Annotated in this window: 13 protein-coding genes and 1 pseudogene; 7 read left to right on the top strand and 7 right to left on the bottom strand. The window is 58.6% G+C overall.

The window, feature by feature from the left end; genetic code table 11:
* Positions 1-777: pseudogene (locus Q1J88_RS07730) on the top strand (hypothetical protein); the annotation flags it as partial.
* A gap of 23 nt (positions 778-800) precedes the next feature.
* Here the strand turns inward: Q1J88_RS07730 and Q1J88_RS07725 are convergent.
* Positions 801-1,190 carry a GtrA family protein gene (locus tag Q1J88_RS07725; protein ID WP_301117038.1) on the bottom strand — a complete coding sequence of 130 codons (390 nt, stop codon included), beginning with the start codon at positions 1,188-1,190 and terminating at the stop codon, positions 801-803.
* 44 nt (positions 1,191-1,234) lie between these two features.
* On the opposite strand from Q1J88_RS07725, the gene Q1J88_RS07720 reads away from it, so the two are divergent.
* From Q1J88_RS07720 to Q1J88_RS07710, 3 genes are all read left to right on the top strand, one after another.
* Positions 1,235-2,083, top strand: coding sequence for a ChbG/HpnK family deacetylase (locus Q1J88_RS07720; protein ID WP_301117036.1), 849 nt, complete (start codon positions 1,235-1,237; stop codon positions 2,081-2,083).
* Positions 2,083-2,430, top strand: a complete 348-nt coding sequence (locus Q1J88_RS07715; protein ID WP_301117034.1) for a TIGR01244 family sulfur transferase — start codon at positions 2,083-2,085, stop codon at positions 2,428-2,430. The genes Q1J88_RS07720 and Q1J88_RS07715 overlap by 1 nt, the downstream gene beginning before the upstream one ends.
* Positions 2,431-2,561: 131 nt before the next feature.
* Positions 2,562-3,026: a universal stress protein gene (locus Q1J88_RS07710; protein WP_301117032.1), complete on the top strand. Its 465-nt coding sequence runs from the start codon at positions 2,562-2,564 to the stop codon at positions 3,024-3,026.
* Between the two features lie 181 nt (positions 3,027-3,207).
* Here the strand turns inward: Q1J88_RS07710 and Q1J88_RS07705 are convergent, their stop codons facing one another.
* The 5 genes from Q1J88_RS07705 to Q1J88_RS07685 are packed head-to-tail and all read right to left on the bottom strand — an operon-like array spanning position 3,208 to position 9,343.
* A complete protein-coding gene (locus tag Q1J88_RS07705; protein WP_301117031.1) occupies positions 3,208-3,471 on the bottom strand; it encodes a formate dehydrogenase subunit delta in 264 nt (87 codons plus the stop codon).
* A gap of 9 nt (positions 3,472-3,480) precedes the next feature.
* On the bottom strand, positions 3,481-4,341 hold the full coding sequence (fdhD, locus tag Q1J88_RS07700) for a formate dehydrogenase accessory sulfurtransferase FdhD (protein ID WP_301117030.1): 861 nt from the start codon (positions 4,339-4,341) through the stop codon (positions 3,481-3,483).
* 2 nt (positions 4,342-4,343) lie between these two features.
* On the bottom strand, positions 4,344-7,262 hold the full coding sequence (fdhF, locus tag Q1J88_RS07695) for a formate dehydrogenase subunit alpha (RefSeq protein ID WP_301117029.1): 2,919 nt from the start codon (positions 7,260-7,262) through the stop codon (positions 4,344-4,346).
* 15 nt (positions 7,263-7,277) lie between these two features.
* Entirely contained in the window at positions 7,278-8,849 is a 1,572-nt protein-coding gene (locus tag Q1J88_RS07690; RefSeq protein WP_301117028.1) for an NADH-quinone oxidoreductase subunit NuoF, read from the bottom strand.
* Positions 8,846-9,343: a formate dehydrogenase subunit gamma gene (locus tag Q1J88_RS07685; protein ID WP_301117027.1), complete on the bottom strand. Its 498-nt coding sequence runs from the start codon at positions 9,341-9,343 to the stop codon at positions 8,846-8,848. The genes Q1J88_RS07690 and Q1J88_RS07685 overlap by 4 nt, the downstream gene beginning before the upstream one ends.
* A 166-nt stretch (positions 9,344-9,509) precedes the next feature.
* Between Q1J88_RS07685 and Q1J88_RS07680 the strand changes: the two genes are divergently transcribed.
* From Q1J88_RS07680 to mobA, 3 genes are read left to right on the top strand one after another with little or no spacing between them, the layout of a single operon-like run.
* Positions 9,510-10,619 carry a substrate-binding domain-containing protein gene (locus tag Q1J88_RS07680; protein ID WP_301117026.1) on the top strand — a complete coding sequence of 370 codons (1,110 nt, stop codon included), beginning with the start codon at positions 9,510-9,512 and terminating at the stop codon, positions 10,617-10,619.
* Positions 10,620-10,642: 23 nt separating this feature from the next.
* Positions 10,643-11,755: a GTP 3',8-cyclase MoaA gene (moaA, locus tag Q1J88_RS07675; RefSeq protein WP_301117040.1), complete on the top strand. Its 1,113-nt coding sequence runs from the start codon at positions 10,643-10,645 to the stop codon at positions 11,753-11,755.
* Positions 11,756-11,780: 25 nt separating this feature from the next.
* Positions 11,781-12,395: a molybdenum cofactor guanylyltransferase MobA gene (gene mobA / locus Q1J88_RS07670; protein ID WP_301117025.1), complete on the top strand. Its 615-nt coding sequence runs from the start codon at positions 11,781-11,783 to the stop codon at positions 12,393-12,395.
* On the opposite strand, the gene glp is transcribed toward mobA, so the two are convergent.
* The gene (glp, locus tag Q1J88_RS07665; protein ID WP_301117024.1) at positions 12,380-13,585 is read right to left on the bottom strand and encodes a gephyrin-like molybdotransferase Glp; all 1,206 of its coding nucleotides are present in this window, start codon (positions 13,583-13,585) and stop codon (positions 12,380-12,382) included. The two genes, mobA and glp, sit on opposite strands and share 16 nt — an antisense overlap.
* Position 13,586 lies beyond the last annotated feature (1 nt).

The following is a 13,586-nucleotide window of genomic DNA, read 5'->3' as shown; positions in this document are numbered from 1 at the left end:
TATTTGCCGATTCTGCTGGTACTTACCTTGCCTTGGTCATCGCAGCTGTGGCGCCTGTTTCAACGTAAATATTGGGCCGCCGAAAACGGCCCTGCGCTGCGCAGCTTGATGGTTGTCTGGTTTATATTGATCTTGGTGTTTTTTTCCATCCCTAATTCGAAGCTGGCGGGCTATGTCTTGCCTTGCGTGCCGCCGGTGGCGTACTTTATTGCCGATATTTTTGTCCGACGCTTCGAGGGCGAGGGCGTCAGAAAGGCAAGCAAGGCGTTAAGTATTTGCACCATGGTATCGGCTGCGATTTGCCTGGGCGCGGTCCTTGCCCTGACCCTGGCCAACCGGCCGTCCAGCAAATGGCTGGCACAGCATCTGAATAGCCTTGTCCAGGAAGGCGACCAGATCGTCATGCTTAATCGCATCCGTTATGACCTCAATTTTTACCTCCAGTCTTCGCAGCCGGCATGGGTTGTAGCTGATTGGGATTCGCCCGACGTCACAAAGACCGACAATTGGCGAAAAGAGTTGTACGACGCCGCTCCGTTCGAGCCCTTGATGGCGGGGCGTCTGCTGGTCGTACATGACGATCTGCTGGCTCGTCTATGCATGAACTCAAGCGGCAATTTTTGGTTGGTGGGTGACGCCGCAGCACTCGAGAGGCATCCGGAATTGCGAATGGTAGAGCCGCTCGTGTCGGGTGGCGAACTGCATGCCTGGCGTATAGACGCACAATCACGCTTGAAACTGTGCGGCGTCCGGACACGAATAGCGATAATGGATTAGGCCCCGGGGTAGGAAATATCGCCTCAGGCGGCCCGGCGAAACGCCCAGAAGCGACCTAGAATAAAGGTAAGTACTGCCAGGCCTATCAATATCATTGCCAGAAGCACGTCGTACCGGATCGCCGTTACATGCAGCAGATATGCATAGGCCAGCTCATTGATGCAGAAGCCCAATGCCGACACCAGGAAGAATCGCCGCGCCGCTCGTGCCCACGGTCCTCGTTGCTGCTTGAAGGTGAAATGGTAGTGTCCCAGGAACGACACAATAAAGGCAATCAGCCAACCTGCTACATTGGCAAGCAACGGAGCCATTCCGAAGCCGCTTACGCACAACACGGCGACCAGCCAGTGTGTCAGTGCCGCGGCACAGCCTGTGGCGACAAACATGCCTACCTGCTTGAACAGCTTCACCATATGCAACGAATTCCGAAAGAGGGTCTGTGAACCTATACGGCAAAATGAAACGTGTGATCTTTTGTGCCGATGACTTCGGCATGAGCAATGCCGTCGACACGGGCATCATACGCCTGGCGAAGCAAGGCAGGCTCAGCGCTGCGAGTTGCCTGACCGAGGGGCCCACATTCTGCGCCGGTGCGCCCGACCTTGCCCAGACGGGAATTCAATTGGGCCTGCACCTGAATTTCACCGAAGCCTTGCCGTCCCACAGCGCGTCACCACAACCGGATAAATCGCAGCAATTGTACTTACCCTTGTCAGTGCTGATACGCCGCGCTTACCTGCGACAGCTCGATCGTGGCATTGTGGCCAAGCAAGTTGGTCGGCAACTCGATCGGTTCGAGGCGGCGTTTGGTCGCGCTCCTGATTTTGTCGACGGCCACCAGCATATTCACCAGCTTCCGGTTATTCGTGATGTGCTGCTTGATACCCTGAAACAGCGATATGGACACGGCGGGCTGCCATGGCTTCGCAATACTCGCAGCATAAGTCTTGTCGGGCAGGCCGCAAGGTATCGGCTCAAGGCCGCCATTATCCAGGGGCTGGGTTCAGCGACGCTGGTTCAGCGTGCCCGCCGGCAGGGATTTCGTCGCAACGCAAGGTTCGCCGGTGTCTATGATTTCCAGGGCGGTGAAACCGCTTATCGGACGTTGTTGTCGGACTGGCTCCCGCGAATGGCTGATCGCGACCTGCTGATGTGTCATCCCGCTGCCTACGCCGATCCCGACGACCCAATGGGCGAGCAACGCTTCGCCGAATTCAAGGTTCTTTCCGAGCCCCAAACAAATCATCTGTTGCACGAATATAAAATACACTTAATGCTGGATGCAGCTGAACTTGGAGAAACATAGTGGCAATCCCCATCAATCCCCTCAGTGCTGAATTTTCCGTTGCGCCACAGCTTGCTCCGGAAGACATGCGTGCAGTCGCCGAGGCAGGCTATAAAAGTGTCATCATCAATCGCCCGGATTTTGAAGGTGGTGCAGACCAGCCCGCTTCGGCCGATGTGATGGCTGCAGCTCGCGAGGCCGGGCTGCAGGTTGAGTACCAGCCGGTCGTCAGCGGCGCAATGACGCAGCAGGACGTCGAGCGCTTCAGCCAGTTGCTGGAAACCCTTCCGGCTCCGGTACTGGCGTATTGCCGCAGCGGAACCCGGTGCACTCACCTGTATCAGGCGGCCAAAGAGCTAAATAAATAGGCTGAATGGGCGACGTCGCAATCAGAAATCAGCGGGTGCTTGATCAGACGCAAACATCCGCGTTTTCACCTGTATTTTTTTTGCTGTGTTATCGCTAGGATAGACGTATTCATCAATCCACGGGAACCGCAATGTTCAAAAAGATACTTATCCCAACCGATGGTTCGCCCCTTGCGGCACAGGCCGCCAACAAGGGGGTTTGCCTCGCGCGCCAGATCGGTGCCGAAGTGGTTGCCTTGTACGTTACCCAGCCGTTTGCGGCTACAGTGGGCTTCGATGGTATGGCGGCAGCGTATGCCATTACAGACGAAGACTACGAAAAGACAGCAGCCGAACAGGCACAAAAGTATCTTCAGGCAGTCCTCGATCGTGCATCCACTGCGGGTGTCACGGCCACTGCTCAAACCGTATCCAGCTTCAATGTGGCCGATGGCATAGTGCAGGCGGCCGCCGACAACAACTGCGACCTCATCTTTATCGGCAGTCATGGCCGTACAGGTTTGTCGCGCTTGCTTCTGGGAAGTGTCACCGTAAAGGTGCTGGGCCTGGCACGTACTGCCGTTCTTGTGTACCGCGTCAAGGAGCCGGTCGAATAAGTATTTATGCCCAATGTAAAAAGGCGGCTGTGGCCGCCTTTTTATTTATGCGCCGGCGGGTGCAGCTCGGTGGCGGTAACGTACCGGACACGACCTGAATCTCTTTAGCCGCCGGTTGCGGATCCGGATGCCGGGTGATGGGGCGGGGGACGCTGTCGATACGAACTGCTCCCGAGCCTGGTTAATTGCTGTGCTCGGTTTTAGGAGTCAGAAGTTCGCGGTGGGTATTGACTGCCTGCTTTACGATATCGCTTAGCTGTGCTTCGTCGGTGGCCCCATCGGGATTCTCGGCCAGGAAGTCCAGCAATGCTGTACGCATGCGCGGCTCCCAGAATTTTTTTATATGGTCGGCGATGCCATTCAGTCCTTCCTGACGGTCAGGCAGGGCTTCGAAGAAATCGCCAATGCGATTCGCCATCTTGATGAGGTGATCGATGTTTTTCAAGGTTGTGCCTCAGGAAACATAGGGAATCAGGAACTCGGGGTGTGCGTATACGGTAAAACCGGTTTCGCGCGCAAAGCCCGCCAGCAACACGTTGAGTTCGTCTGCCATCTGAACCGCGTAGGTTGTGGGCGCCGATACGGCCACAACGGCCGAAATTCCGGCTGCTGCTGCTTTCTGCACCATTTCAAAACTGGCCCGGCTGGATATCACTGCAAATCCATCAGAGGTGTCGTGGTCCTGGCGTATCAGGTGGCCGATGAGCTTGTCCAGGGCGTTGTGGCGACCTACGTCCTCGCGCACCGCCAGGATCCGGCCCTGGATGTTTGCCCAGCCGGCGGCATGGGTGGCACCAGTCTGCAAGTGCAGAGGCTGCAGTTCACGTAGGGCACTGGTGGCAGCGGCGACCGCTTCAGCGTTCAGGAACGCCGGACGCTCGTTCAAAGGCGGTAATGAACGCTGGACTTCATCCAGACTTTCGAGCCCGCACAGACCGCAACCAGTGCGTCCCGCAAGACTGCGTCGACGCAATTTCAGCTGATTCAAACAGGCGCTGGCAATGGTCAGTTCAATCACAATGCCTTTGTCGCGCCTGGTCAGTTCAACATCGTAAATATCGCGCGCGGAACGGATCACGCCTTCGGTATACGAAAAGCCAAAGGCGAAATCTTCGAGGTCGCAAGGTGTTGCCAGCACTGTCGCATGCGAGATGCCGTTGTACTCGAGCGCGATGGGGACCTCTTGCGCCAGTTGGTCTTGTTGGGATGTGTACGAGCTGCCGGGACGCTGGCGATGTACGGTATGTAATGCCAACCCCTCCTGATCATCAGCAGGGGCCGGCTCTGGCTTCGAATGGGCCGGGGTTGTCGTCATGGCTACGATTGCTCTGCTGACACTTCCTGGACCATTGGTTCCGAGGAAGCGACTGCGGGTGCTTCGCCCTCACGCAGACGATCATGCAGCAGCTTTTGCTGGACGTCGCTGAATCGGGACCAGCTTGCCTGCCATTCTGAAGGCTGCGAAACGCGTCGTGCCTGAACTGCTGTTACCTTGTACTCGGGGCAGTTGGTGGCCCAGTCGGAGCTGTCGGTCGTAACCACGTTGGCCCCGGATTCCGGGAAATGGAAGGTGGTGTATACGACCCCGGGCTGCACGCGTTCGGTGACATCTGCACGAAGCACTGTTTCGCCAACGCGACTTTGAACAGCCACCCAGTCGCCCGAAGATATGCCCCTGTCTTCGGCATCTTGCGGATGGATCTCGAGCACGTCCTCGTTGTGCCATAGAACGTTGGGTGTGCGACGCGTCTGGGCACCTACGTTGTACTGCGACAGGACGCGACCCGTAGTCAGCAACAAGGGGAACCGGCGTGTGCTGCGCTCGTCACTGGGCACATACTTGGTGATCATGAAGCGGCCCTGGCCGCGCACGAATTCTTCCACGTGCATGATGGGTGTACCTTCGGGCGCGTTTTCGTTGCATGGCCACTGTACGCTGCCGCCCAGCTGTTCGATCTTGTCGAACGATACACCCCGGAAGGTAGGCGTCAGACGGGCGATTTCGTCCATGATCTGGCTGGGATGCGTGTAATTCATGGGGTAACCCATGGCGTTGGACAGGGCGCAGGTAACTTCCCAGTCAGAGAGGCCGCCCAGGGGCTCCATGACCTTGCGGACACGTGAGATGCGGCGTTCGGCGTTGGTGAAGGTGCCGTCCTTCTCGAGGAAGCTGGAACCGGGCAGGAAAACGTGCGCGTACTTGGCGGTTTCGTTGAGGAAAATATCCTGAACAATCACGCACTCCATGGCCGAAAGCGCAGCTGCAACGTGTTGGGTATTGGGGTCAGACTGTGCGATATCTTCGCCCTGACAGTACAGACCCTTGAATGAGCCGCTAAGCGCCGCGTCAAACATGTTGGGGATACGCAGGCCGGGTTCGGGCTGAATGCTGACCCCCCAGTCACGTTCGAACTCACTGCGAACGGCGTCGTCGCTGACATGACGGTATCCCGGCAGTTCGTGTGGGAACGAGCCCATATCGCACGATCCCTGCACATTGTTCTGGCCACGCAATGGATTGACGCCGACCCCTTCGCGCCCAAGGTTTCCCGTAGCCATGGCCAGGTTGGCGATGGCCATGACCGTAGTGGAACCCTGGCTATGTTCTGTTACGCCAAGGCCGTAGTAGATGGAGCCGTTGCCCCCGGTTGCGAAAAGGCGTGCGGCACCCCGTACATCGGCCGCCGGTACGCCGGTGATCTGTTCGGTGGCTTCGGGAGAATTTTCGGGTTGCGACACGAAGTCGCGCCATTGTTCGAAGGCAGGAAGTTCGCAACGCTCGTTGACGAAGGCTTCGTCGATAAGGCCTTCGGTGGCGATGACATGCGCCATTGCAGTGAGCAGCGCGGTGTTGGTACCGGGGCGCACAGGCAGGTGATAGTCGGCCCTGATATGCGGAGAATCGACCAGTTCGATGCTGCGTGGGTCGATGACAATGAGTTTGGCACCTTCACGCAGGCGACGCTTGAGCCGCGAAGCAAACACCGGGTGTGCCGCGCTTGGGTTCGCACCCATGACGATGACCACGTCGGTAAACATGACGGAGTCGAATGTTTGTGTGCCGGCAGATTCGCCCAGGGTCATCTTGAGCCCATAGCCGGTAGGCGAATGACAGACGCGGGCGCATGTGTCGACGTTGTTGGTGCCGAATGCGGCCCGCACCAGTTTTTGTACCAGATAGGTTTCTTCGTTGGTGCAGCGAGAGGATGTCAGGCCGCCGATAGAGTTGCGGCCGTACTTGGCCTGAATTCGCTTGAGCTCGGAAGCCGCGTATTGAATGGCTTCATCCCAGCTGACTTCACGCCAGGGCTCGTTGATGCTGCTTCGGATCATCGGCTTGGTGATGCGGTCTTGGTGGGTTGCGTAGCCCCAGGCAAAACGGCCCTTGACACAGGAGTGCCCGCGATTGGCCTTGCCGTCTTTCCAGGGCACCATGCGCACCACCTGATCGCCTTTCATTTCGGCCTTGAACGAACAGCCTACTCCGCAGTACGCGCAGGTGGTAATGACGGAGTGCTCGGGTTGACCCATCTGGACCACCGTCTTTTCGATGAGGGTCGAGGTGGGGCATGCCTGCACGCATGCCCCACACGACACGCAGTCGCTTTCCAGGAAAGGGTCGTTCTGGCCGGCTGCCACGCGCGATGCGAACCCCCGACCGTCGATGGTAAGTGCAAAGGTGCCCTGGACTTCGTCGCAGGCGCGTACGCAGCGGCTGCACACAATGCATTTGCTGGGGTCGTAATCGAAATACGGATTAGAGGTGTCGGGGGTGTCATTAAGGTGGTTTTCGCCGTCGAACCCATAACGCACGTTGCGCAGGCCGACGACTCCCGCCATGTCCTGAAGCTCGCAGTCGCCATTGGCGGGGCAGGTAAGACAGTCGAGCGGGTGATCGGAGATGTACAGCTCCATCACATTGCGACGCAGGTCATGCAGTTTGGGTGTCTCGGTGCGGATCACCATGCCTGACTCGACCGGCGTGGTACACGAGGCGGGATAGCCGCGCCGCCCTTCGATTTCGACCAGGCAAAGCCGGCACGAGCCGAAGGCTTCGAGGCTGTCGGTCGCGCACAGCTTGGGAATGTTGATGCCGGCAAGCGCGGCGGCGCGCATGACGGATGTACCTTCGGGCACGATACATTCCACGCCGTCGATGGTCAGTGACACAGTGTTGCTGCTGGTCGAGGCCGGGGTGCCGAGGTCGCGTTCGCGTTGGACGATGGTTTCTAGCATGTTGGACTCCGGATGTCAGGCGCCGCTGGCGGCCGATTGCGAAGACTTGGCCAAACCGAAGTCTTCGGGGAAGTGTTCGAGTGCGGACAGGACCGGATACGGGGTCATGCCGCCCAGGGCGCACAGCGAGCCACCCAGCATGGTGTCGCAGAGGTCGCGCAGCAGATGTACATTTTGCTCGCGTTGGTCGCCCGCTTGTATTTTGTGGATGACTTCGGCACCGCGGACAGAACCGATACGGCAGGGCGTACATTTGCCGCAGGATTCAACGGCACAGAATTCCATAGCGTATTTAGCCATTTTAGACATGTCTACCGTGTCGTCAAAGGCCACGATGCCGCCGTGGCCAACCATGGCGGAAATGCCCACGTAGGCCTCGTAATCGATAGGGGTATCCCATTGCGACTCGGGCAGGTAGGCGCCCAGCGGCCCCCCGACCTGCACGGCCCGTAATGGCCGGCCTGTGGCGCTGCCGCCGCCGTAGTCGTAAAGCAGTTCGCGCAGGGTCAGGCCAAATGCGCGCTCGACCAGGCCGCCCCGCTTGATGTTGCCGGCAAGCTGGAAGGGCAGTGTGCCTTTGGACCGGCCCATGCCGTAGTCGCGGTAGTAGGCGGCACCCTTGGCAAGAATGATGGGTACTGTCGCCAGAGAAATGACGTTGTTGATGACAGTCGGCTTTCCGAACAGCCCTTCGATGGCGGGCAGAGGGGGCTTGGGGCGCACCTGGCCGCGCTTGCCTTCGAGGCTTTCGAGCATGGAGGTTTCTTCGCCGCAGATGTATGCGCCTGCGCCCACTCGCACCTCGAGATCGAACGCGCGGCCGGTGCCGGCGATATCGTGGCCCAGCCAGCCCGCCGCCCGGGCGTTTTCGATGGCGGCATTGAGAACGGCGATGGCGTCGGGGTATTCAGACCGGACGTAGATGTAGCCGTATGTGGCACCCACGGCCAGGCCGGCGATGGTCATGCCTTCGATCAAGGTGTAAGGGTCGCCCTCCATGATCATGCGGTCAGAGAACGTACCCGAATCGCCTTCATCGGCATTACAGGCAATGTATTTTTGATCGGCCGGCGTGGTAAGTACGGTTTTCCACTTGATGCCTGTAGGAAAGGCGGCGCCGCCGCGACCACGCAGGCCTGATTCGGTGACTTCGTCAACGATTTCTTCGGGCGTCATGGAAGCCGCCCTTTTGAGACCGGCCAATCCGCCATGTGCCTGATAATCGCGGAGGCTGAGCGGGTCGGTAATGCCCACACGCGCGAATGTCAGGCGCTGCTGGTTCTTCAGGTAGGGGATTTCTTCGGTAAGCCCTTGCCCAAGCGGGTGGGCTCCACCGTTCAGCCAGTCTGCGTCGAACAAACCCGGAACGTCGTCAGCTTGCACAGGGCCGTAGGCGACGCGACCCTGCGGTGTCTGGATTTCGACCATGGGCTCGAGCCACAGAAGGCCGCGAGAACCGTTACGTACGATTTGTACTGATTTGCCGCGTGCCGATGCTTCGTTTTGAATAGCCTTTGCAACCTCGTTGGCACCGACGGCCAGTGCAGCCGAGTCTCGTGGAACGAAGATCTTGATGGTTTCGCTCATGGTCGTGCTCCTTCACCAAGAAGCTGGTCGAGCTTGTCGGGCGTCACGCGGGCGTGGGGCCGTCCATTGATCATGACCGCCGGTGACTGCGCACAGAGCCCCAGACAGTAAACAGGTTCGAGCGAAACCTTGCCATCAGCACTGGTGCCGTGAAACCCACAGCCCAGTTTTTGTTGGGCGTGCGCGGCCAGTTGCTCGCCACCCATGGCCTGACAGGATTCCGCCCGACAGACCTCGAGGCGTACATCGGCGCCGGGTGTCTGGCGAAAGTGCGGATAAAAGCTGATGACGCCGTGTACTTCGGCACGCGACATCTGGACGCCGCCGGCGATAAGCGGTACGGCCGATTCCGGAATGTATCCCAGGGCATCCTGCACGTGATGCAGGATGGGCAGGAGGCTTCCTTTTTGACCTTCGTAGCGTTGCAGGGCCTGCTGGGTGACTTGCAGCACCGCCTCTGGAGAGGGCGGGGCCTTGTGCGGCAGCGTGTTCATGAGATTCCTCGGTGAAGCGGAGCGTTGCTATATGAATTTTGCGGCACCGGGGCCGCAGGCGATAGCAAAATGAAGTTGGCTGTTTTATTATGAGAAAGAATGCATAATAAATACGGTTTCGGGTATTAATCTACTAGGTATATAGCCGGCTTTCAATAGGCACAGAATGACATATAAATTCCAGGCGCGCCTTAACTCCGAATGGGTCCTCGAAAAGCCCAGCGGGGCCGTGTTTCCTCTGGGTGAGATTCTGCGTCTTCTGGCCGCCATCGATTCGGTGGGCCACATAGCGGGAGCCTGCCGTTCGTGCCAGATTTCCTATCGTCACGCCTGGGGCTTGCTGCGCAATGCAGAGAAGGAGTTCGGCATGCCTTTGCTCGAAACGAGTCGACGCCAAGGCAGCAAGCTCACCGATTTTGCGCGTCATTTGCTTTGGGCCAATCGCCGCATGGACGCCCGGCTGAGCCCCATGCTGGAAAGCATGGCATCAGAGCTTCAGGAAGAGCTTGAAAGCCTGTATCCCGAGAACAAGCCTCGACTGCGCCTGCACGCCAGTCATGGGTTCGCCGTCGAGGGGTTGATGCAGATGACCGGCGATCATGGACTTTCTCCAATAGAGCTGCGCTATCGTACGGCGCTCGAAGCGTTGGCCTCCTTGAATCAGAACGAGTGCGACCTGGCCGGATTCCAGGTGCCTGCAGGCGAGTTCGAAGAAGCTATCGTGCGCCATTACAGCGATTGGCTCGATGCCGACAAACACTGCCTGATTTTCCTTGCGCAACGGCAAACCGGCATGTTTGTTCAGCCTGGTAACCCCAAGAACATTCATTCCATCGCTGATCTGGTCAAGCCCGGGGTTCGATTCGTTAATCGGCAAGTAGGCTCAAGCACCCGATTGCTTGTCGGCTTGATGCTTGAGCGCCTTAACATCGATCCGCGCCGCATCCACGGCTACGACAGCAGCGAGTTCACTCATATGGCTATCGCCGCTCATATTGCCAGTGGCATGGCGGATGTCGGCATAGGTGTTGAAACCGCGGCATGGCGCTGTGGACTGGATTTCATTCCGCTGGCCAAAGAAAGGTATTTTTTTGCGGTCCAGCGCGACAGCCTGAATAGCCCGCTCATGCAACAATTGCTTGCCCTGTTGAGCAGCAAGGCCTATTCCGATTATGTCGGCCAATTGGTGGGCTACGATGCTTCAGATCTTGGCAAGGTTCTTAGTCTGCAGCAGGCGTTTGGCAAGGCGTCAGAACGCAGCACTACCCGCGCCTGAATAAAACGATTACCATGGACAACGTGAGTAAAGTCATCTACCTGAATCAAGAGCCGGCCGGCTCCTCCGATCAATCCGGCACCGATGTCCGGTTTGAAGGGGGGCCTTTGCTCGACCTTCGTCGCCGGCCCATGCACGACCTGCGCATCTCGGTTACCGATCGGTGCAATTTTCGCTGTACCTATTGCATGCCGCGCGAGGTCTTTGGTGCCGACTACGAGTTCATGCCGCATGCCTCATTGCTCAGCTTCGAAGAAATCGCCCGGGTTGCAGGTATTGCCGTTGGCCTGGGAGTACGCAAAATCCGCCTTACCGGCGGCGAACCCTTGCTGCGAAAACATCTCGAAAATCTGGTCGAGCTCTTGGCCCGGTTGCGGACTCCTTCGGGCGACCCGGTTCAGCTTACCCTGACCACCAACGGCACACTGCTTGCGAAAAAGGCAAAAGCACTTAAAGAGGCCGGCCTGCAGCGCGTAACGGTGAGTCTCGACGCGCTCGACGACGCCATGTTTGAACGCATGAGCGACAGCAAGGTCAGCGTCGCCACCGTTCTGGAAGGCATTGAAGAGGCCGCCCAGGTCGGGCTTTCGCCGGTCAAGGTCAATATGGTGGTCCGAAAAGGATTGAATGACTCTCAGATATTGCCCATGGCGCGCCATTTCCGCAATAGCGGGCATATCCTCCGGTTCATCGAGTACATGGACGTAGGGTCCACCAACGGCTGGAATCTCGACGAAGTCATCAGTGGTCAGCAGATCCTTGACGTCATCAATGCAGAATTCCCGCTCGAGCCCATCGGGGCCCAGTATCGCGGCGAAGTTGCTTCCCGCTGGCGGTACAAAGATGGAGGCGGCGAAATTGGGCTTATTACCAGCGTGTCCCGGCCGTTCTGTGGCGACTGTACCCGCGCGCGTCTGTCACCCGAAGGGCGCATTTTCCTGTGCCTGTTTGCTGACACCGGCTACGACCTGCGTTCATTGCTGCGCGGGGGCGCCGACGACGACCGGATTCGCGACCGTCTTGCTGCCATCTGGCATGGGCGCGACGATCACTACTCCGAGATTCGGGGCAAACATACCGACCATAGTCAGCTGACACGACGCGACAAGGTCGAGATGAGCTATATCGGTGGCTGAAGCCGCCCCTAAAACGCATCCGCCCATGATTGCGCGTGAGCATATCGACGGTTTGATACTTGCGGGCGGACAGTCGCGCCGCATGCGCACTCAGGGCAGCAATATCGATAAGGGCCTGCTTGAGCTTGGCGGAAAACCTCTGGTTCATCACGTCGCCCGGTTTCTTCGGCCTTGGGTAAACCACCTTTACATCAGCGCTAACCGGCACCTGGATATTTACGGGCAATATGGTCAATGTGTGTCCGATGATCCCGTGTTCGGAGCAGACGCCGGTCCTCTCGCAGGGGTCGCCAGCGTATCGGTGGTAACCGCAAGGCCATGGCTGCTGGTTTCGCCGGTTGATGTGCATACGTTTCCGGCAGATTTCCCTGCGCGACTGATTCAGGAAGTTTCCCGGGGAGCTTTATCGGCCTATGCCTGCGCCGATGGCCGCCCTCACCCCCTTTGCATGCTGGTACATCGGGATCTCGGCGCCGACCTGCGAGACTACTTGCAGGGTGGCGGAAGAAAGGTTCTGGATTGGCACGAGCGTCATGGCGCCGTTCCGGTGGATTTCGGAGCGAACGGCGCACTATTCGGCAATATCAACACAGCTGCCGACTGGCAGGTCGTGGTGGCAAACGCTCAAACGAGCCAATGAGCCCAACTGTAGTAGGGCACCAGATCGCCTGGACCGAACTTCTGGCCGGCTGGAATTCGGGCGAGCCCGTCTGACCAGGGCAAGGAACTGACGACTCCCGATCCTTGTCTATCGAACACGCTCAGGCGTGTTTCACCGTTTTGCCCGTGAGCGGCGCGGACACGAATGAACTCGTCGCGCGTGTCGTTGAACGGTGCCTGGGCGTCCAGCCGCGCATGTTCGACAGGCGGCAGCCATTGTTCACGACCCTGCATCTTTCGCACGAGGGGCGCAACGAGCAAGGCGAACACTGCAAAGGCCGACACAGGATTGCCTGGCAGGCACACAATGGGCTTGCCTTGCGCATGAGCCAGCGCGACCGGCTTGCCCGGCTTCATCCGCACGCGCCACATATCGAGTTTGCCACCCGCCTGTTCGATGGCGGGCTTGACGAGGTCTTTTTCGCCCACCGATACGCCTCCGACACTTAGCACAAGATCGCAGTCAGCGATAAGCGTGGCCAAAGCTTTTTCGGTTGCCTCCAGCGTATCTGGAGCATGCAATACGTGAACGGCGTCAGCGCCCAGACCCTCTACCAGGGCGGCCAGCATTGGTCCGTTGGAGTTGTAGATTTGCGCCGCCTGCAATGGCTTGCCCGGTTCAATCAGTTCGTCGCCAGTGGTAAGAACACCGATCTTTAACCGCGCAAACACCGGTACGCGATTGTAGCCCTGGCTTGCCAGAAGGGCGATCTGGGCAGCGCCAATACGCACGCCGGCGGGGAGCAAGACGCTGTCCTTGTGGATGTCTTCACCGCGTCGGCGTATGTTCTGGCCGATTGAAGGCTTTTCATTGATGAACAGCACGTTGTCGGTCTCGGTGCAATCTTCTTGCATGACAACGGTGTCGGCACCTTCTGGAATAACGCTGCCGGTAAACAGGCGGATCGAGTGACCCGCATGCAGCGGCTGAGGCTGCTCGCCCGCAAAGCAGCGCTGTTGTACCGGAAGGCCGCGCCCGGGCTCGTAATCGGCAAACCGTATGGCGTAGCCGTCCATGGCGCTGTTGTCCGCCGGCGGCATATCCAGATGCGCATCAAGGCTGCGGGCCAGGATGCGACCGCGCGCCTGGTGAAGCGGGACGTCTTCGATGTGTTGAATGGGATTTCCGGCCTGAACCAGCTGGGCCTGGGCAACGTCAAAATCAAGCATA

Source organism: Pusillimonas sp. (assembly GCF_029263785.1).
Lineage (GTDB): Bacteria > Pseudomonadota > Gammaproteobacteria > Burkholderiales > Burkholderiaceae_B > Pusillimonas.
This window is presented reverse-complemented; position numbering and strand designations above follow the sequence as displayed.

Coding starts and splice junctions, on each gene's coding strand:
- Q1J88_RS07685 (WP_301117027.1), bottom strand. CDS start 9,343: ATGAACACGCTGCCGCACAAGGCCCCGCCCTCTCCAGAGGCGGTGCTG.
- Q1J88_RS07720 (WP_301117036.1), top strand. CDS start 1,235: ATGAAACGTGTGATCTTTTGTGCCGATGACTTCGGCATGAGCAATGCC.
- glp (WP_301117024.1), bottom strand. CDS start 13,585: ATGCTTGATTTTGACGTTGCCCAGGCCCAGCTGGTTCAGGCCGGAAAT.
- Q1J88_RS07725 (WP_301117038.1), bottom strand. CDS start 1,190: ATGGTGAAGCTGTTCAAGCAGGTAGGCATGTTTGTCGCCACAGGCTGT.
- fdhF (WP_301117029.1), bottom strand. CDS start 7,262: ATGCTAGAAACCATCGTCCAACGCGAACGCGACCTCGGCACCCCGGCC.
- Q1J88_RS07710 (WP_301117032.1), top strand. CDS start 2,562: ATGTTCAAAAAGATACTTATCCCAACCGATGGTTCGCCCCTTGCGGCA.
- Q1J88_RS07690 (WP_301117028.1), bottom strand. CDS start 8,849: ATGAGCGAAACCATCAAGATCTTCGTTCCACGAGACTCGGCTGCACTG.
- fdhD (WP_301117030.1), bottom strand. CDS start 4,341: ATGACGACAACCCCGGCCCATTCGAAGCCAGAGCCGGCCCCTGCTGAT.
- mobA (WP_301117025.1), top strand. CDS start 11,781: ATGATTGCGCGTGAGCATATCGACGGTTTGATACTTGCGGGCGGACAG.
- Q1J88_RS07680 (WP_301117026.1), top strand. CDS start 9,510: ATGACATATAAATTCCAGGCGCGCCTTAACTCCGAATGGGTCCTCGAA.